General features: G+C 72.5%; 14 protein-coding genes. 6 read left to right on the forward strand and 8 right to left on the reverse strand.

Annotated elements, in window-relative coordinates:
• Window positions 1-143 precede the first annotated feature (143 nt).
• From AOK23_RS12665 to AOK23_RS12675, 3 genes are all read right to left on the reverse strand, one after another.
• The gene (locus AOK23_RS12665; protein WP_055712815.1) at window positions 144-587 is read right to left on the reverse strand and encodes an ATP-binding protein; all 444 of its coding nucleotides are present in this window, start codon (window positions 585-587) and stop codon (window positions 144-146) included.
• A gap of 70 nt (window positions 588-657) precedes the next feature.
• Complete coding sequence (locus tag AOK23_RS47815) at window positions 658-969, reverse strand: hypothetical protein (RefSeq protein WP_055712816.1); 312 nt, start codon at window positions 967-969, stop codon at window positions 658-660.
• A gap of 164 nt (window positions 970-1,133) precedes the next feature.
• Complete coding sequence (locus AOK23_RS12675) at window positions 1,134-2,303, reverse strand: PP2C family protein-serine/threonine phosphatase (RefSeq protein WP_055712817.1); 1,170 nt, start codon at window positions 2,301-2,303, stop codon at window positions 1,134-1,136.
• A gap of 203 nt (window positions 2,304-2,506) precedes the next feature.
• Between AOK23_RS12675 and AOK23_RS12680 the strand changes: the two genes are divergently transcribed.
• Window positions 2,507-2,941 carry a MarR family winged helix-turn-helix transcriptional regulator gene (locus AOK23_RS12680; RefSeq protein ID WP_055712818.1) on the forward strand — a complete coding sequence of 145 codons (435 nt, stop codon included), beginning with the start codon at window positions 2,507-2,509 and terminating at the stop codon, window positions 2,939-2,941.
• 320 nt (window positions 2,942-3,261) lie between these two features.
• Here AOK23_RS12680 and AOK23_RS12685 read toward each other — a convergent pair whose 3' ends face one another.
• Window positions 3,262-6,375, reverse strand: coding sequence for an FG-GAP repeat domain-containing protein (locus tag AOK23_RS12685; RefSeq protein WP_055712819.1), 3,114 nt, complete (start codon window positions 6,373-6,375; stop codon window positions 3,262-3,264).
• Between the two features lie 196 nt (window positions 6,376-6,571).
• Window positions 6,572-7,954: an FAD-dependent oxidoreductase gene (locus AOK23_RS12690; RefSeq protein WP_055712820.1), complete on the reverse strand. Its 1,383-nt coding sequence runs from the start codon at window positions 7,952-7,954 to the stop codon at window positions 6,572-6,574.
• Window positions 7,955-8,092: 138 nt separating this feature from the next.
• Between AOK23_RS12690 and AOK23_RS12695 the strand changes: the two genes are divergently transcribed.
• Window positions 8,093-8,470 carry an ArsR/SmtB family transcription factor gene (locus tag AOK23_RS12695; RefSeq protein ID WP_055712821.1) on the forward strand — a complete coding sequence of 126 codons (378 nt, stop codon included), beginning with the start codon at window positions 8,093-8,095 and terminating at the stop codon, window positions 8,468-8,470.
• A 133-nt stretch (window positions 8,471-8,603) separates the two neighbouring features.
• Window positions 8,604-9,956: a DUF418 domain-containing protein gene (locus tag AOK23_RS12700; RefSeq protein WP_079049448.1), complete on the forward strand. Its 1,353-nt coding sequence runs from the start codon at window positions 8,604-8,606 to the stop codon at window positions 9,954-9,956.
• An 85-nt stretch (window positions 9,957-10,041) separates the two neighbouring features.
• Here AOK23_RS12700 and AOK23_RS12705 read toward each other — a convergent pair whose 3' ends face one another.
• A complete protein-coding gene (locus AOK23_RS12705) occupies window positions 10,042-12,696 on the reverse strand; it encodes an RICIN domain-containing protein (RefSeq protein WP_055712822.1) in 2,655 nt (884 codons plus the stop codon).
• A gap of 129 nt (window positions 12,697-12,825) precedes the next feature.
• Window positions 12,826-13,410: a TetR/AcrR family transcriptional regulator gene (locus AOK23_RS12710; RefSeq protein ID WP_055712823.1), complete on the reverse strand. Its 585-nt coding sequence runs from the start codon at window positions 13,408-13,410 to the stop codon at window positions 12,826-12,828.
• Between the two features lie 83 nt (window positions 13,411-13,493).
• Between AOK23_RS12710 and AOK23_RS12715 the strand changes: the two genes are divergently transcribed.
• Window positions 13,494-13,916, forward strand: a complete 423-nt coding sequence (locus tag AOK23_RS12715; protein WP_055712824.1) for a DUF1707 SHOCT-like domain-containing protein — start codon at window positions 13,494-13,496, stop codon at window positions 13,914-13,916.
• Window positions 13,917-14,051: 135 nt separating this feature from the next.
• On the forward strand, window positions 14,052-14,987 hold the full coding sequence (locus AOK23_RS12720; RefSeq protein WP_055712825.1) for a hypothetical protein: 936 nt from the start codon (window positions 14,052-14,054) through the stop codon (window positions 14,985-14,987).
• A gap of 229 nt (window positions 14,988-15,216) precedes the next feature.
• Here AOK23_RS12720 and AOK23_RS12725 read toward each other — a convergent pair whose 3' ends face one another.
• The gene (locus AOK23_RS12725; protein ID WP_055712826.1) at window positions 15,217-16,383 is read right to left on the reverse strand and encodes a 4-hydroxybenzoate 3-monooxygenase; all 1,167 of its coding nucleotides are present in this window, start codon (window positions 16,381-16,383) and stop codon (window positions 15,217-15,219) included.
• A 249-nt stretch (window positions 16,384-16,632) separates the two neighbouring features.
• Between AOK23_RS12725 and AOK23_RS12730 the strand changes: the two genes are divergently transcribed.
• Window positions 16,633-19,314, forward strand: a complete 2,682-nt coding sequence (locus AOK23_RS12730; protein WP_206336189.1) for a SpoIIE family protein phosphatase — start codon at window positions 16,633-16,635, stop codon at window positions 19,312-19,314.
• Window positions 19,315-19,469 lie beyond the last annotated feature (155 nt).

Raw genomic sequence — 19,469 nt, forward strand, 5'->3', positions numbered from 1 at the left:
GGACACCGATGGCCCCTGGAGTTGACCGCGTCGCGTCCGGCGGGCCGACCGCTCTGGACCTTCGGACCACTCCGGCTTTCCGGCCCCCGGCTTCGGGTAGTCCCCGTCTCCCCAGCCGAGCCGCCTCTCCCCCGCCCCTCCGCTTACGCCGACCCAGACCGCGGCGCGGGTACCTCCGGGAGCCACTCGGTTACCGTGACCGTCGTGCCGGTGTCGGGGTGGCTGTCCACCGTGAAGTCCTCGACGAGGCGTCTGGCGCCGCCGAGGCCCATGCCCAGTCCGCCGCCGGTGGTGTACCCGTCGCTCATGGCCAGGTCGATGTCGCGGATGCCCTGACCGGTGTCGACGAAGGAGAGCCGCAGCCCGCGTCGGCCGCGGTCGTCCAGCGTGGTGATCTCGGCGTGCCCCCCGCCCCCGTGGACGAGCGTGTTCCGGGCGAGTTCGCTGGCCGCCGTCACCAGCTTCGTCTGCTGGACCAGCCCGAACCCGACGTCGGCGGCGGAGTGGCGCACCTGCTGGCGCACCCAGGCCAGATCGGCGTCCGAGGCGATGGGAAGACGCGTGGTCGAGTCGTTCGCGGCATGCATCACGCACCCCCTTCCCGGAGGATGGGCGGGGCCGCCGACGGGGCGGCGGTGGATCCGGCGGGGGAGCCGGTCACCGCGAGCTCGCTCCGACGACGGCGCGGTGGGAGGCGAGGGTGCGCGCGGCCTCCGGCAGCCGCCGGCAGGGCAGCGTGACCGTTTCCCCGCGGCAACCGCAGCTCCGGTCGCAGCCGTTGCCGTAGCCGCAGTCGCAGCGCCCGTCACAGCCGCAGCCGCCGCCGCACACGGCAGTGGCGCCGGCCTCGGCCCCGGTCGCCGTCCCCACGGCCTCCAGGGCGGGCGTCCGCACGTCGGCCGTCGCGTCCGCCGCCGGGAACCGGCTCGGCTCCCGCGTCACCGCGGCGGTCGTTTCGCTCTCCGTCACGTGCGTGTCTCCCTGCCGCGAGCCCCGCGGCCGACCGAAAGGCAAGCCATCAGGCAATCATTGCCGTATAGCAACAGTAGCGCGGGGTTCGAGGGCCGGACAACGCACGTGTGCCACACGGAGGTTGTCCCCATGGCCCCGCCCTGCCGCGCCCCGCCCGCCGGTCATTCGGCCGGAGGCCTCCCGCGCCAGTCCAGGCAGACGACGAGGGCGTCGTCGTCCGCCAGGGCCTCGCCGCGGTGGCCGGTCAGCTCCCGCAGGATCGCGCGCGGCACCTCGGCCGCGGGCAGCAGCCGGGTGGAGTGGATGGCCCGCGCGAGGGCCGTGTCCCCGTACGCCTCCCCCTTCGGCGAGGCCACCCCGTGGACGCCGTCGCTGACGAAGACGAGCCGGTCGCCGGGCTCGACGTGGAAGTCCTGGGCCACGTAGTCGGTCTCCTCGAACATGCCGAGGGGCAGTTGGGCGTCGAACGTGACGCGCTCCACCGTGCCGGAGCGCAGCCGCAGCAGCTGGGGCGAGCCCGCGTCCACGACGCTCGTGTGTCCGGTGACCAGGTCGAAGTCGAACATCAGGACGGAGAGATAGCAGCGGCCCCGGTAGTGGGCGTAGACGGCCTGGTCGGCCAGGGCGGCCTGGTCGGCGATGGAGATGCCGGCCCGGCGGGCGTTGCGCAGGGCGTTGATGGCCAGGTTCGTCAGCAGCGACGCCTCTATGCCCTCGCCCATGCCGTTGGTGACGTACAGCGTCAGCCGGTCGGCGGTGGCGGACCAGTCGAAGTTGTCGCCGAAGATGGCGTAGGCGGGCTCCAGCTGGGCGCCCAGGTCGTACTCGGGGCGGGAGCAGGAGCGGCCGGGCAGCAGCTGCCACTGCATCTCGGCGGCCAGGGTGAGCCGGTCCTTGCGGCGCGTCTGCAGATAGAGGTCGGTGTCCCGCTCGGCGACGAGCACCTCGTGTCCGAGGACGTCGGCGATCTCGGCGAGTTCGGACTCCCATTCCCGAGCGGCGGCGTCGGGCAGGGTGACGGACAGGACGCCGAGCCGGTCGCCGCGCACGCTGACCGGCAGGTGGAGGCGCGTCCGCCCGCCGGGCCGCTCCTCGTGGTGCGGCTTCTGCGAACCGAAGGCCCGGCCGACCGTGGTGTTGTGCACCGACACCGGCTCCAGGGTGTGGGGCAGGACCGACACCGGCTGGAGCACGGTCAGGCTGTAGTCGGCCATGAACAGCTCGGTCTCCTCCGCCCCGTACTGCTCGGCCAGTACGGAACGCGCGGCGTCGAGCAACGCGTGGGGAGCCGCGGTGCGCAGCGCGCGCTCGGCGGCCAGGAATCTCTTCATGACGGGCGATACACCAATCTTTCTCCGCGGGATGCGTGCCTGCGCTGTGAGGCCGGGGCCGGACGGGTCGTGCCGGGCGCTCGGGGCATCCACGTCCGCGTGCGCGCCGAGGTCCCTAGTACGCTGACAGTCAGCCCAGCGCCTGCGAGAGTGTGACCGTGACTGCCTTCCGCCGCCGCCCAGAGCCTGACGAGGTCGCGCGTGTGACCACGACGGCCGTCGAGCTGCTGGAAGTCGTGTGGGGCCGTGCCTCCACCGCGCCCACCTCGGCGTCCCAGCTGCGTGTCCTGCACATACTCGAGCACCAGGACGGCATCAACCTGCGCACCCTGGCGGAGACGCTGGCGTCGACGCCGCCGTCCACGAGCCGGCTGTGCGACCGGCTGCACGCGGCGGGGTTCATCGAGCGGGAGGTGGGCGCGGAGGACAGGCGCGAGGTGCGGCTGCACCTCAGCAGCCGGGGTCGCTCCTTCCTCGCCGACCTGAGGACCCGCAGGGAGCGGGAGCTGCGGAAGGTGTTGGCGGACATGCCCGCGGCCAAGCGGACCGCCCTGCTGGAAGGGCTGGAGTCCTTCTGTGCCACCGCGGCCACGCAGATCCACGACGAGGCCGCGGACTCCAGCAGCCGGACCGCCTGAGCGATGCCGAGCGGCGTCGGCGGCACCGTCGCCCGACCGCGACGGCGACCCGCGCACGGAGCGGTCCCCGTCCACCGGAGCATCCCATGTCCTTCCCCGTGCCCGTCCGACACGGTTACTTTGTTGTCTCACGGCTATTATTGTCAAACGACAACAGTTGGATACCGTCATCGCCTGCACGCGTACGGATACCCCGTGAAGGACGTGTTCTTCAGTGCCTGTGGGCCATGTCTCCCGAAAGGGGGACGAACGGCCGGGGCCGGCGGTGACGGAGCGTTCCCCGTCCACCGCCGGCCCCGGCCGTCGTCCGCCCGCTCCGCCTAGGAGAGGGACTTGTAGCCGCTCCAGCCGGTCGCGATCCGGGTCCGGGACCCGAACGAGCCCTTGCCGTCGCCGCTGTTGCGCCACAGGTTGCCGCTGGTGTCGCGGGCGACCAGGTCCGGGCGGCCGTCGTCCGTGAGGTCGCCGACACCGACGATCGCGTCGTACGAGCCGCCCCAGTTCGACAGCACCTTGACGCGGGCCGCGAACGTGCCGTCGCCCTTGCCGTCGTAGCGGTACAGGTTGTTCGACGCGTCCTGGGCCAGGAGGTCCGCCCTGCCGTCGCCGGTGAGGTCGCCGGCGCCGACGATCTTCTTGTAGCCCTTCCAGTTGTCGTAGAGCTTCACGCGGGAGGCGAGCTTGCCGTCACCGGTGCCCTTCATGAGGTAGACCGTTCCGGTGGAGGAGTTCCTCGCGATCAGGTCCGGGCGGCCGTCGCCGCTCGCGTCGCCGGGCGACGTCAGGACGTCGTACTGCGTCCAGCCGCTGGTCGCGAGGGTCGTGTACGACGTCGACGGCTTGACGGCCGCCCCGCAGCCCGGCTTGTACAGCCGCAGTGCGCCGCTGCTGTAGCGCACGAGGACGTCGTTGCAGCGGTCGCCGCTCAGGTCGCCGAAGGGGACGGCCTTGACGGTCGTCGGCCAGCCGGTGCCCGTGTACTTGTCGCCGAGCCCGCCCGTGCCGGTGCCGCTGTGGAAGGTCAGCCCGCCCGAGGAGTTGAGGGTGAGCAGGTCCCCGCGGCCGTCGGGGCCCTCCGGGCTGACGAAGTCGCGGCGCACGGCGGCCCCGCGCTGGAGGTAGCCCTCGCCGTCGGTCACCGTGACCGCCGCGGCCGTGCCGAGGCCGGTCGCCCGCAGGGTCCAGGTGAAGTGGCCGTTGGGGAAGTGGGCCCCGCTCGCGGTCCTGCCGTCCCAGGTGGCGGTCACCCGGCCCGGGGTCGCGCTGCCGGTGAGGGTGCGGGTGGCCTTGCCGTTCGCGCCGCTCTGCACCGAGGTGAAGGTGAGCGACCAGGAGGTGACCGGGCGGGACAGCACCCACCAGCCCTCGAAGGGCATCCCGGGGTCGACGTAGCTGCCGGCCGACGTCTCGAAGGCCGTCACCGCGGACGGTGCGATGCCGGTGGTGGTGACGTGCGTGCGCTCGTAGTCGTCGAACCAGGCGACCAGCCCGGTGTACTCGTCGACCGTCCACCGGTAGCGGCGGTCCGCGCTCAGGCCCTGGTCGGCCAGGTCCGAGGCGATGGTGCGGGTGGTGCCGGTGGCCGCCTCGGTGAGGACCAGCGTCCCCGCGCCGTGGTCGTGGCGGACGGTGAAACCGTCGCCGAGGAGCACATCACCCGGCGTCACCGCCTTCGACGTCCCGGCCACGGTGTCGTACACGCCCGCCGATTCCGTCCCGCAGGCCCAGTACACCCAGCGGCCCGCCGCCTGGAGTTCGCTCGGCACGCAGGCCAGGCCCGGTACGGTCACCGTGCTGAGCGTCTTCTCCAGCGGAATGCTGTACGAGGTGAGCTTGCCCGCGGTGGTGGTGGCGCTCCAGAGGGTGGAGCCGTTCAGGGCCGCGGCGCGCACCGACCGCTTCAGCTTCTGGCCCTGGCCGAACTCGCCGAGGTACTGCTGCGGCGTGGTGCCGCCGGAGTCGAACACGGCGTAGTCGTCGGAGACGTCGACGATCCGGCCGCCCTGCCCGCCGAAGTCGAGGGAGTGGCCGCCGATCTCCACGAGCCGGTCGTCGCCGATGGACTCGCCCTCGTCGGTGCCGCCGTTCGCGTCGAGGTACACGTCGTGGGCGTCGAGGTTGCCCCACAGCGCCGAGCAGGTGACGCCCTCGTACGGGCAGAGGGCGGAGCGGACGGAACCGCTCGCCGTGGCCTCGGACGCCGTCAGCGTGGCGGAGCCGTCGGTGGTGAGGGTGCGTACGGACGTGGTGTCCGCGACGGCGGCCGGGTCGTCCTCGGCGACGCGCAGGCTGCCGCGGCTGAGCGCGATGCCCGTCTTGGTGTTCTCCAGCGCCGGGGCATGCCGGACCTTCGTCACCTCCAGCGAGCCGTCGTCGGTCTGGCTCACCCGCTGCACCCACCAGTCGTTGGCGTCGGTGCCGCCGGAGACCAGCGCGCTGCGGTCGCGGGCCGCCAGCGTGTACGCGCCGGCGCTCGCCAGCAGCGTCCGCTGCTCGGAGGGGGCGTCCACGTCGACGGCGACCAGCCGGGAGCCGAGCGCGTCGGAGGCCAGCGGCAGCAGCAGCCAGTGGCCGACCAGGACCGGGTCGCCGTCGAGCGCGCCCGGGTGGGCGGGCAGCGTGACGACCCGCTCGGCGGCGGAGAGGTCGGCGCGGGACTTCAGGTGCAGTACGGCGGTGTCCTCGTCGTACCAGCCGACGTGGTCCTCGCTCATGACGTGGTGATCGGCGGCGGTCGTGTCGGTGAACGCGTGGGCGTTCACGGCCGACTCGACGTCGATGTAGTCGATGGCGCCGCCGCGTGTCCACAGCACGCCCTCGGCGTCGGCGGCGACGACCTCCTTGTCCTGGAGGTTCGTCGGCTCGCCGGTCACCTTGCGGACCCGCTTGGTGCCGTCGACGACGTCGATCAGGGCGCGGCCGGTGACGACCGTGTCTCCGGCCATGCCCCGGTAGTAGCCGTCGGTGGTGGAGCCGTTCCAGCTCAGGCTCCGGGTGGTGCGGGTGGCCGGGTCCCAGAGGGTGACGGTCGACGCGGACGTCAGCGAGGCCGGCCCGAGCGCGACCACGTCGCTGTCCGACCCGAACCACGCGGGCCGGCACTCGGCGGTGAGGGAGCAGGTGGAGACGGGCACGTAGACGCTGCCGTCGCCCCTCTCGACGGTGACGGTCCGCCCCGTCGCGTAGTCCGTCCACAGCATCCCCGCCCTGCCCGTCTGCCGGTGCAGGAAGCCGCTGTCCCCGGCCACGTACGGGCGGTCGGTGCGCGGTGTGCTGGTGCTCGGGTCGACCAGTGTGATCGCGGTGGTGTCGCCGTCGGTCGCTTGCGCGGAGCCGCCGCCCGTCGTCAGGGCGACGGCGGACGCGGCCACGAGGACCGCCAACGAGGTGACGGCGGCGGCCGGTCCGCCCCGTCCCGGGGCGTGTCTGCCCACGTAGGTTCCCTCCCCCGCGAGGGCCCATGCCCTCGCACAAATGGCCGGATCCTATCAGGGGGCGGCGGCCTCGAAGCCGGGGGCACGGAGGGGAAAAGGCAAGCTCACGCGGGTGAAGGGGAGAGGGTGGCCGGCCCGTCAGGACGGTAGGGAGGAGTCTCGTCTCGCTGCCGGTTCCGGCGGGCGGGCGGGGTGTTCAGCAGCCGCCGGAGGCGGCGCTCGGGGCGGCGCCGATCTGGAGTGTGGCGGGGGCCCCGCAGCAGCCGCCGCCCTCGTCGGTCCCCGTCGCGTCGGGCTCGTCGAACAGGCCCGTGCCGCCGCACACCCCGGTCTCGGGAAGGGTGAGTTCCACGCGCTCGGCCGCCTCGTGGTCCCCGGCGAGGGCGGCGGCGACCGAGCGGACCTGCTCGTAGCCGGTCATGGCGAGGAAGGTGGGGGCGCGGCCGTAGGACTTCATGCCGACCAGGTGGACGCCCCGCTCGGGGTGGGACAGCTCCTTCACGCCGTGCGGGTACACCGTGCCGCAGGAGTGGACGTTGGGGTCGATCAGCGGGGCGAGCGCGGTGGGGGCCTGGAGGCGTTCGTCGAGGCCGAGGCGGAGTTCGGAGAGGAACGACAGGTCGGGGCGGAATCCGGTCAGGACGACGATCTCGTCGACCGGGTCGAGGCGGCGGCCGTCCTCCGCGACCAGGACGAGCCGGCCGTCCCCCGCGCGTTCCACAGCCTGTGTACGGAACCCGGTGACGGCGCTCGCGTGGCCGGCGTCGACGGCGGCCTTGGCCCGCAACCCCAGCGCGCCCCGGGCGGGGAGCTGGTCGGCCTCGCCGCCCCCGAAGGTGTTCGCCCCGATGCCGCGCCGCAGGACCCACACCGTGTGCGTGCCGTCCTCCCGCTCCGCCAGGTCGGCGAGGAGCGCGAGGGCGGTGAAGGCGGAGGCGCCCGAGCCGACCACGGCGGTGCGCCGGCCGGCATGACGGGCGCGTACGTCGGGATCGCCCAGGTCGGGGACGCGGTACGCGACACGGTCGGCGGCCGCCCGCTCGCCGAGCGCGGGGAGACCGTCGGCACCCAGGGGGCCCGGAACGGACCATGTGCCGGAGGCGTCGATGACGGCGCGGGCGGTGAGCCGCTCCTCACGGCCGTCGGCGGACCGGACGTGCACGGTGAACGGCTGCTCGTCGCGCCCGGAGTCGACGACGCGGTCGCGTCCGGCGCGGGCGATCCCGGTCACCGTCGTGCCGTAGCGGACCTTGTCGCCGAGGGTGTCGGCGAGGGGCTGGAGGTAGCGCTCGGCCCATTCGCCGCCGGTCGGGTACGCGGCGGCGTCGGGGCGGACCCAGCCGGTCGGGGCGAGCAGCTTCTCGGCGGCCGGGTCGACGACCTCGCCCCAGGGGGAGAACAGCCGGACGTGCGCCCACTCCCGTACGGCGCTGCCCGCGGCCGGACCGGCCTCCAGGACCAGGGGGTCCAGTCCGCGTTCGACGAGGTGGGCGGCGGCGGCCAGGCCGACGGGTCCGGCGCCGACGACCACGACGGGCAGCCGGTCGTCGGTGAGCGCGCTGGTGCTGGACGCGGTCACGGGATTCCCCTTTGTTTCGATGTTCGTCTATCTCATCTGCCGCCCAGCATGGCACCCGTATCGATGAGCGTCAACATAGACATCCATCGAATTAGGTGGGTTCACGGTCGCTGGTTCGATGCGTGTCAACATAGACGTATGTCGAACACCAAGGCGCTGCCGTTGCTGGAGCCCGCCGCCGACGAGGCCGTGGCGCCCTGCTGCCCGCCGCTCACCGAGCGCCCGTTCACCGCGGAGGAGGCCGAGACGGCCGCACGGATGTTCAAGGCCCTCGGCGATCCCGTGCGCCTGCGGCTGTTCTCCGCCGTGGCCTCCCACGAGGGCGGCGAGGCGTGCGTGTGCGACATCTCCGACGTGGGCGTCTCGCAGCCGACCGTCTCCCACCACCTGAAGAAGCTCAAGGAGGCCGGTCTGCTCACCTCCGAGCGGCGCGGCACCTGGGTGTACTACCGGGTCGAGCCGTCGGTGCTCGCCGCGATGGGCCGCCTGCTGACCGGGGTCGCGCCGACGGTCTGAGGCCGCGTCCCCTCGCCCTTGTCCGGCCCCCGCCACCCCGCCGACCGGCGGGGTGGCGGGGGCCGGTCGGCGGGGCGACTCCCGTGAGCCATCGGATGGTTGGCCGCTCCGGTGCCTCGGCAACGTTGTCCCGGTGACCGAGATCGACAGCGCCGCGAAGGCGCCCCCACGAGACTTACCCGAACCCGACGCGGCGGGGGAGACCACCGGAAGGGCCGGGGCCGCCGCGCCGGACGACGCCCTACCCCTGGCGGGTGCCGCGTCGAAGGACGGCGCCACCGCGGCACCGGCGGGTGCCGCGCCGCTGGCGCGACTGGTCGGGGTGGACCTCGCCCGCGCCCTCGCCGTGTTCGGCATGTTCGCCGTGCACGTCGGCCCCTTCCCCGACCCCGACGGCGGGGTCGGCGACTGGTTCCTGGGGCTGGCGAGCGGCCGGGCGTCGGCCCTGTTCGCCACCCTCGCCGGGTTCTCGCTGATGCTGATCGCCGGCCGCCTGGAGCCCAAGACCGGCCTGGCGGGCCGTCAGGCGAGGGCCCGGATCGTCATCCGGGCGGTGATCCTGCTGGTGGTGGGCACCGCGCTGGCGATGACCAACTTCGGCGGCGCCGGCATCCTCAACTTCTACGCCGTGTACTTCCTGCTGGCCCTGCCCCTGCTGCGGCTGCGGGCCAGGACCCTCGCGATCATCGCGGTCGCCCTCGCGTTCGTCACACCGCAGCTCGCGTACGCCCTCCGTGCGCTGCTCACCGAGTCGATGGTGACCACCATCGACGGGTACGACCCGATCGCCCAGCTCTCCGGGGTGGGCGTGCTCGACTTCTTCCTCACCGGCCTCTACCCGGCGATCACCTGGATGACGTTCGTCGTCACCGGTATGGCGCTGGGCCGGCTGGACCTGTCCTCCGGCACGGTGCGGCGGCGGCTGGCCGTGGTCGGTCCCGCGCTGATCGCGTTCGGCTACGGCGTCTCCTGGCTGGTGCTCCGGCTGACCGGCGGCGACAAGGAGATCGCGGCCACGATGCCCGACATGAAGGACTTCGAGGCCCTGAAGGACGCCGGCGCGTCGGCGGGAGCCTTCGACATGCCGGTCGGCAGCGGGCTGTGGGGCCCCGACGCCTGGGGGCTGTTGGCGGCCGAGCCGCACACCGGGTCCACGTTCGACCTCATCGGCAGCCTGGGCATCGCGATCACGGTGCTGCTGTGTCTGACGGTGGCGCTGGACCGGCTGCCGGTGCTGCGCCGGCTGGCGGCGCCGGTCATCGCCGTCGGCACCATGTCCCTGACCCTCTACGTGGGCCACATCCTGGTGATCCTCGCCCTGCCCGGCGAATCGGCCACCCCGCCGCAGTCCGCCTCCGCCACGCTGTTGTTCTGCTTCGTCCTCGGCGCCACCCTGTTCGCGGCGACCTGGTCCCGCTTCTTCCGCCGCGGCCCGCTGGAGCACCTGCTCAACAACGCCACCCGACTGGCGAACCGGGTCCGTTGACCCGCGGGCGGGTCCCCCGGGCCCGGGGCGGGGCCGCGGACCGTGGTGGCCGCGGCCCCGCTCGGGCGTCGGGGACGGGGTGGGATCAGGACGGGTCGCCGTACTGCAGACCGCGTCCGTTGGTGCCGACGTAGACCCGGCCGAAGGTGTCGGGGTCGCCGGTGACGACACCGACGCCGCCGATCGCGCCCCACTGGTGGGCGTCGTCGTTGACGCGGAGCCACGTGGCGCCCTTGTCGGTGGAGCGGAAGACTCCGGTGACGTCCTTGACCGTGCCGATCAGGTACAGCGTCTGGTAGTCGGCGCCCGACTTGGCCTTGCCGAAGCCGAGGGCGGACGCGGACTGCACCGACTTGAGCGTGGTGAAGGTGCGGCCGCCGTCGGTGGAGTGCAGCAGCCCCTTGCCGCCGCCGGCGATCCAGAGGTCCCCGGCGATGCCGGGAACGGCCGTGAGCCGGCCGGAGGGCAGGCCCTGAGCGCGGGCGGTGAAGGTGGCGCCGCCGTCGGTGCTGGCGTGGAGCGTGCCGCCGGACAGCGAGTAGAACGTCCTGGCCGAGGAGCGGTCGGCGACGACCACGGCGCCGTTGCCCAGGCCGCCGACCCTCGACCAGCTCGCCCCGTTGTCGGTCGAGCGGTACGGGGCCTCACCGGCCTCGGTCCAGACGATGGTGGAGCCGTCCGCCGAGAGCGCGATGTGACCGTCCTGGGCGGAGGCCACCGGCTCCGCCTTGAAGCCGTTCCAGCTGACGCCGCCGTCGGTGGAGTACGCGCCGTCCTGCTTGCCGCCACGGCCGACGCGGACCATCATCGAGGGCTTCGACTGGGCGAAGTCGATGTCGGTGCTGTTGGTCATCATCGGGTTGTTCAGCCGCCCGGAGGGCACCTTGGTCAGGGAGTCGTGCCGGAAACCCCCCTGGTCGCCCATGGCGGTGATGACGGCGGCGCCGCCCGGAGGGGCGATCGCGTCCATCAGCGCGGTCTCCTCCAGCCCTCGGGCGCCCATGCTCCAGTGGCTGGTGCCGCCGCTGTCGGAGGCGTTGGCGTCCTTGCTGCGCAGGATGCCGTTGCCGGTGCCGTACAGCGCCTGCCCGGAGTCGAAGGGGTCGATGGCCAGGGCGGTCATCCAGTGCCCGGTGTGGGTGCCGACGTAGGGAGCGGCGGTGGCGCTGCGCACCGACTTGTCGGCCAGTGCCTTCCAGTTCGCGCCGCCGTCGGTGCTCCGGTAGATCTCGTCCTCGGGCCACCAGCGGCCGAGGGTGGTGACCATCACCGTGGAGGGCTTGCGCGGGTCGACGGCCAGACCGGAGAACCCGTAGCTGCCCTGGGAGGGGGAGACGTTCTTCCACGCCCCGGTGGTCGGCGTGTACTTCCACACCGAGCCCCCGGTCACGCCGTTGGGGCCGAGGGCGTTGGTGTACGTCAGGTACAGCGAGCCGTCACCGGAGAGCACGCCGTGCTGCGGCAGCTGGCCGGTGGGCTGCCCGGAGACGGCCTGCCAGGTGCCGCCGCCGTCGGTGGAGCGGTACAGGGAGGTGGACTTGTCACCGACACCGACGTAGATGGTCTTGCTGCCGGCCTTGCCGTACGTCACGAAGGAGATACCGGCTCCGCTGCCCGCCCCGTCCTTGACCGGGAACGAGGAGACCTGCTTCCAGGTCGCGCCGTGGTCGGTGCTGCGCCACAGGCCGTTCTTGCGGCTGCCGAGGAGCAGGTTGGCGTTGTTCGCGGGGTCGACCACCAGCCGCTCGCCCGCCCCGCGGCCGTCCTCGTTGCCGCCCAGCTTGAAGGGCAGCTCGGTGCGCTTGAAGGTGCGGCCCCGGTCGGTGGAGCGCAGGATCGCGCCGTTGCCCGCCCAGTCGTTGGTGTAGGTGCCCGCCCCCAGGTAGAGCCGGTCGGGGTCGACGGGGTCGGTGGCCAGCGAGTCGATGCCCAGAAGGTTCCAGTCCTTCTCGCCGATCCAGTCGGTCAGCGGGATCCACTGCTCGGCCCCGGTGTCCCAGCGGTAGGCGCCACCCATGTCGGTGCGCGCGTACAGCAGGCCCTTCTCCTTCTGGTTGAACACCAGACCGGTGACGTAACCGCCACCCACCACCTGGGCGTTCTTCCACCGGTACGGTCCGGTCTTGGCCGTGGTCTGCGTGCCGTCGGTCCCGGACGCCCCGGTCCCGCCCACCTTCACCAGCTTCCACTGCTGGTTGGTGCCGCCCTTGCCGGGATACTGGATGACCGCCGCGCCCTGGGCCGTGGAGCCCCCGGAGACGTCGAGGACGTGGCCGCTCCTGCGGGACGTGAGGGTGACGGCGCCGGACGAGCCGCTCACGTCGTCGATCCGCCACTCCTGGGACGTCGCGGAGCTGTCGGTCTGCTGCTCGGTGGCGGCGGACTTCGCGGTCGAGTTGCGGGCGACACCCAGCACCTTGCCGCTGTTGCGGTTCACCAGCTCGTAGTAGCCGCCCCCGGCGGGCTTCAGCCGCCACTGCTGGTTGGCGGTGTTCTGGTCGGTCCACTGCTGGATGCGGGTGCCGTCGGCGGTCGAGAAGCCGTTGACGTCGAGCACCTTGCCGCTGCGCACGGACACGAGCTTGTAGAAGGCGTCGCCGTCGATCGTCGCGGCCTGCGAGTCCTCCTGGGTGAACAGAAGGTACGGCACGACGGCGAGGGGCGCGCCGAGCAGTACGGCGGTGGCGGTCCAGCGACGGCGGTGGCGCCCGCGGCGCCCGCCGTGCGTGGGGTTCTTCATGGGGAGGCGTTCTCCTTGCGAGCCGTTCACGAGAGAAGGCGGATCCGGGCACCGGAACTGACCGGATCCGCTCCCTTGTGGTCACAGGCCTCGCGAAGGGTTGCCATGATCCACAAACTTTTTTTGGATTCATCCCATGGCTGGTGGGGCCGGGAGCAAGGCGTCCAGGGCATGGTCCAGGACGGTGAGCAGGTGCTCGTGCTCCTGCGGGGCGTACAGCATGCGCAGGGCGAGGCCGTCGGACAGGGCGATCACGGCGTCGGCGACCGCCGTCGCGTGGGCCCCGTGCCCCGCCGCTTCCAGCCAGGCGGCCAGCGCCTGACGGACGTCCTCGTCGACCTGCCGCCGGATCGCGGCCAGACGGGGGTGGTGGGCCGCGTGGACGGCGAAGGCGAGCTGCGCGGTGGCCTCGGCGCGCCGCTCGGCGTCCACGGGCAGCGTGGTCAGGATCAGCGCGCGCAGCGCCCGGCGCGGGGGCAGCGAGGTGTCGACTCCGGCCATCCGGCGCTCGACGTGCTCCCCGGCCAGTTCGGCGGCGAAGGCGAGCATCTCCTCCTTGGTGCGGAAGTACTTCTGCACGGCGCCGGGGGAGCGGCCGGCGGCGGCGGCCACGGTGCGCACACTGACCTCGTCGAGGCCGCGCTCGGAGACCAGCCGGAGCAGGGCCGTGCCGATGTGCCGGCGCTGCTCCTCCCTGTCGACCGTCCTGGGCATCGGTCGGGCTCCCCTCTTTGAGATACAGTCGTATTCTAAAGCGTCATCCGGTGGATGCGGAGCGGTGTCGAAGGGGGACAGGGGTGGACGACCGACGTGAGCGTGCCGTGCCGGCCGTGCGGGTCTCGGACCGGGACCGTGACGAGGTGCTCGCCGTGCTGGCGGCGGCGTTGGCGGAGGGGCGGCTCGCACCGTACGAGCACGCGTCCCGCGCGGAACACGCCCTGCGGGCGCGCACGGCCGACGAACTCGCCCCGCTGGTGGCCGACTTGCCCGAACCGGCCCCCACCCGCGCGGAGCGGGACCGCAAGGACCTCAAGGACTGGCTGGCGGAATGGCGCTACTGGCTCGGCGGCGCGTTGATCATGTCCGCGATCTGGGGCGCGCGGTGTGCGCAGGAAGGGGAACTGACGTACTACTGGCCGGTCGCGCCGCTCGGGGTGTGGGCGGCCGTGCTGGTCGCCGTCGCCGTCTGGCCGCGTGAGGCGGAGGATGCGGACGACTGAGACGGCGCCCGCGCCGCCGTGAGGTCCGAGGGCCTCAACCCGACGGCGGAGCAACGGGGTTGACGCCTCTCGCGACTCCGACGAGACCCCGCAGATGTCTTGTCGCTGCCTGGTCATGTCCTCGACACTGTCGTGATGATCGTCTGGGTGGCATGGGCCGGTTCCGCCGCGGGGTACGCGCTCCTCGTGCTGGGGGCCCTCTCGCTCGACCAGCGCATCCACACCCGGGCGGTCGCGGAGGCCCTGGCCCGCCACCGGGCCACGCGGCCGGAGCCCGCCGACGCCGTACCGGACGAGGACCTCCGGCTCGGGGTCGCCGCCGTCGCCGTCCTCGCCCAAGGGGACGGCAGCATCCATCGCGCGTTCTTCACGGTGATCACCGACATGGTGGCGCGCGGAATCCTGAAGCCGGACACGGAGTACGACGGCACCCCGACCCTGGCGCTCGCGCACCGCGACACGTGCCGGCCCGGCGCGTCCGAGGCGGAGGCGAAGCTCTGGAGCAGCGCGTTCCACCAGAACCCCGCCTCCGCGGACCCGCACAGCCTCATGCATCCCACCGCCGACCACCTCATGACCGAGGGGTACCTACGGGGCCGAGGGGTGTACATCGACTTCGAGCGGCCCTGCCTCTTCTGGTCCCGGACGGTCGCCGCCCTCACCCTGCCGCTCGCCGCGCTGGAGACGTACGTGTTCCTGGACTGGCGGTACGGACTGGTGGCGGGGTGGACGTCGATCGCGATGATCGTGGTGGCCTGGGGGCTCGCCCTGCCGGACGGCGAGAGCCCCAGAGAGCTCCGGCTGCCGGTGCTGACGGAACGCGGCGACCAGGTGGTCCGTCAGGCGCGGGCCCGGCACGCGCACCTGGACCCGGCGAAGCGGCCCGCTTCGCAGCCGTACGCCCCCGAGGAGGCCGCGGCCGCCTACGCCGTCTTCGGGGAGGCGGCGTACGACCACTTCGCCGCGCACACCCCCGGTTTCGCCGACGCGGTCACCGGAGGCGCCGAGCTGCGTCTGGCGAGCAGGGCCGCCGAGCACCTCAGGCGCCACCGGAACGACTTCATCGGGTGAGCGCGGGGCGACACCACCGGGTGAAGTGATCTGATTCCTCATTCGGATACGCGGAAGGGGAGGCGGAAGCGAAAGCGCAAGCGGAGAGCGAAAGCGCAAGCGGAGACGGAGACAGAAACGGAGACGGAGAAAGAAACGGAGACGGAGGCGGAAGCCGATGACGAGAGGCCGGACAGGAGGAAGGCACCTGCGGCCGGGACCCGGAGTGGACGGCGGGAAGACCTCGTCCTCACACGCCGACGTAGTGCTCGGCGAACCAGTCCTGGTGGCTGCGTGAGGTGCGCAGCGAGGTGAGGCGGGAGCGCCGCAGGGAGTTGTGGAACAGGGAGGCGCCGTCCGAGCCGGACGGGCCGTGCAGCAGCCCGATCATCCAGTGGGAGAACTCCTGCGCCCGCCAGATGTACGTCAGGCACCGCGCGGAGTACGCGTCGAGCCCCTCGGCATCGCCGTGGAGGAGGTCGTCGGCGAGGGCGCGGGCGAGGAGCGACGCCTCCAGGACGGCGAGGTTGGCGCCCTTCGCCGCGGACGGGCTGATGAGGCCGGCGGCGTCGCCCACCAGGAACAGCGCCCCGTGACGCAGCGGTTCGAGCACATCGGACTCCAGGTCGACGACGGCCCGCTGCGTGACGCGGCCCCGGTGCAGCGGCCCGTACTCCGTCGCCCGCATCCGCAGCTCCAGCTCCTCCCAGATCCGGTCCTCGGGCCAGGCGTCGGCCGGGGTGCCGCGCTCGCACTGCAGGTAGTAGCGGGTGATCTCACGCGTGCGGGCCATGTGCCCGGCGAAGCCCCGCTCGTGCACCGCGTATCCGACGGCGTCCAGGCTGGGCGGCGCCTCGGCGAGCAGGCCGAGCCAGGTCACGTCGTGGTCGTGGTGGTGGCGGCGTACCGAGCCCGCCGGCAGCGACCGCCGTGCGGCGCCGTGCCGTCCGTCGCACCCGGCCACGTACCGTGCTCGCCAGGTGGCGGGCCGCCCGTCCGCGTCGCGCACGGTCACCGTGGGCCGGCCGGTGTCGGCGTCGAGGACGGCCATGGCCTCGGTGGCGAACTCGACGCGCCCGCCGGAGGCCGTGAACCGCTCCAACAGGTCGGTGACCAGCTGCTGTTGGGGATGGACGGTGTGCCGCTCGCCCCGACCGAGCCGGCTGTAGTCCAGCCGGAACCGGCCGTCCATGGTGCGGAACTCGCAGGTGCTGTGGGCCTGTCCGTGCCGGTGCAGCCCTTCGGCCAGCCCGTGCCGTTCCAGGATCCCTACGGTGCCGGCGGCCAGGAACCCGGCGCGTGCCCGTGTCCGCAGGTGCGCGGGCTCGGCACGTTCCAGGACGACGCAGTCGATGCCGCTGTCCTGGAGGAGATTGCCGAGCACGAGCCCGGCCGGTCCGGCGCCGAGGATGAGCACATCGGTCGTTTTCCGGATCTTCCCGTCTGTCACGAGACGGGATAGTAGATGCCGTGAAGTGCCCTACTGAACGAAAATCACCTGAATGAGGAGGGCTCCGGCAGTGACGTATGAGGGAGAACTACTGATCCGTGCCGGAAGTGGCTGAAGTGATCGAAGTGGCTTGAGAAGTGATCGATCGCCGCTGCGTACGGTCCGCTCCGCGAGCGGGCCCGTGACTATATGGGTGAGGGATGTTACAAAGGCCGGATGAAGGACCGTTTTGTCCGAGTCGGCCGCATATTGCCACGGTGGTCTCTGGTGCGAAGAAACACGCGGAGCGTCGCGGGGCAGATCTTCCTCCTCCAGGTGGCGTTGGTGGTGCTGCTCGTGGCATTCGCCGTCTTCGCGCTCGTCATGCAGTCACAGCGGCACACCAGCGCCGAGGCCAAACGGAGATCCATAGCCGTGGCGCAGACGTTCGCGCACTCGCCGGGCGTGCTGTCCGCGCTCCAGTCCCCCGACCCCGCGAAGATCCTCCAACCGCTCACCGAGGCGGGCCGCAAGGCGGCGGGCGTCGACTTCGTCGTCGTGATGGACACCGAGGGCATCCGCTACACCCACCCCATGCCGGACCGCATCGGGAAACGGTTCGTGGGAGAGATCGCACCGTCACTGGCGGGCAAGGTCTACACCGAGAGCGTGCACGGCCCCCTCGGCCACGAGGTCCAGGCGACCGTGCCCATCAAGGACGACGGCGGCAAGGTGGTGGCCCTCGCCTCCGCCGGGCTGAAGGTCAAGAACGTGACCAGCCTGGTGGACCGGCAGATACCGATCATCCTGACCGCCGGGGCCGGCGCCCTCGGCGTCGCCACGGCCGCCACCGCGCTCGTCGGCAGGCGGCTGCGTCGGCAGACCCACAGCCTGGCCCCCAACGAGATGTCCCGTATGTACGAGCACCACGACACGGTGCTGCACTCCGTGCGCGAAGGGGTGCTCATCGTCAGCGACGAGGGCCGGCTGCTGCTCGTCAACGACGAGGCCAGGCGGCTGCTGGAACTGCCCCCCGACGCGGAGGGCAGGCAGGTCGCCGACCTGCCGTCCCTCGAACCCGAGATGGCGTCGCTGCTCGGCTCCGGCCGCGAGGCCACCGACGAGGTGCACCTCGCCGGGCCACGGCTGCTGGTGGTCAACCAGCGGCCCACCGACCGTGGCGGAGGCCCCCGCGGCACCGTGGTGACGCTGCGCGACTCCACCGAGCTGCGCGCCGTCTCCGGCCGGGCCGAGATCACCGGCGAGCGGCTGAAGCTGCTCTACGACGCCGGGCTGGGCATCGGCACCTCCCTGGACGTGATCCAGACCGCCGACGAACTCGCCCGGATCGCCGTGCCCCGCTTCGCCGACTTCGTCACCGTGGACCTGGCCGACGCCGTCCTGCACGGCGAGGAACCGGCGGCCACCGCGAAGGGCATGCGCCGCGTCGCCGTGTGCGGCATCCGCGACGACCAGCCCCTCTACGAGAAGGGCCGGCTGATCGACTTCCTGCCCTCCACACCGCAGGCACGCGGCTACGGCTCCGGGCGCTCCGAACTCGTCGCCGACCTGTCGACCGAGACGGGCTGGCACCTGCAGGACCCCGAGCGCACCGAGCAGATCGTGGAATACGGCATCCACTCGCTCATCGCGGCCCCCATCCAGGCCCGCGGTGTCGTCCTCGGCATGGTCAACTTCTGGCGCTCCAAGGAGCACGACCCCTTCGACCAGGAGGAGCTCTCGCTCGCGGAGGAGCTGGTGGCCCGCGCCGCCGTCAGCATCGACAACGCCCGCCGGTACACGCGCGAGCACGCCCTGGCGGTCACCCTCCAGCGCAGCCTGCTGCCACGGGGCCTGCCCGAGCAGAGCGCCGTCGACGTCGGCTACCGGTACCTCCCGGCCCAGTCGGGTGTGAGCGGCGACTGGTTCGACGTGATCCCGCTGCCGGGCAGCCGTGTGGCGATGGTCGTCGGCGACGTCGTCGGCCACGGCCTGCATGCCGCCGCGACCATGGGACGGCTGCGGACCGCGGTGCACAACTTCTCCACGCTCGACCTGCCGCCCGACGAACTGCTGAGCCACCTCGACGACCTGGTCGGGCGCATCGACCAGGACGAGGCGTGCACGGAGAGCCCCGCCGCCGTCGTGGGCGCCACCTGCCTCTACGCGATCTACGACCCGACGACGCGCCGCTGCACCCTGGCCCGCGCCGGGCACCTGGCCCCCGCGCTGGTCCACCCCGACGGCGACGTCACCTTCCCCGATCTGCCGGCGGGCCCGCCGCTGGGCCTGGGCGGCATGCCCTTCCAGACCGCGGAGCTGGAGATCGCCGAGGGCTCCCAGCTCGTCCTCTACACCGACGGCCTCGTCGAGGACCGGAGCCGCGACCTCGACGAAGGGATGGACCTGCTGCGCAAGGCGCTGGCGGGCCACCCCGACCGCGCGCCGGAGGACAGCTGCCGGGCGGTGCTGGAGTCCCTGCTGCCCGAGCGCCCCGCCGACGACGTGGCGCTGCTCATCGCCCGCACGCACGCGCTGCCGCCGGACCGGATCGCCGAGTGGGACGTACCACCGGACCCGGCCGCCGTCGCCGGGGTGCGCGCCGCGGCGACCGCCCAGCTCGACGCGTGGGGGCTGGAGGAACTCGGCTTCAGCATGGAACTGGTGCTGAGCGAACTCGTCACCAACGCGGTCCGCTACGGCTGCGAGCCGATCCATCTGAGACTGATCCACGACCGCACCCTGATCTGCGAGGTCGCCGACGGCAGCAGCACCTCGCCGCACCTGCGGTACGCGGCGACGACCGACGAAGGCGGCCGGGGCCTGTTCCTGGTGTCGCACCTGACGGAGCGCTGGGGAACGAGATACACCCCTCAGGGAAAGGTGATCTGGGCCGAACAGACACTGCCGGGCCACTGAGACACCTCTCGGCAGGCCCGCGTGCCCGAGCCCCCGACTGCCGTGCGCACCGGCCCGCAGGCCCTGCACTGCGTACTCCTCGGCGCCCCGCACCCGCCCGGCGCCAGGCGCCCCGCACCGCCCGGCGCCCCGTACCCTTCCTCTTATACACATCT

It is taken from the genome of Streptomyces torulosus, assembly GCF_001419765.1.
Taxonomy (GTDB): domain Bacteria; phylum Actinomycetota; class Actinomycetes; order Streptomycetales; family Streptomycetaceae; genus Streptomyces; species Streptomyces torulosus.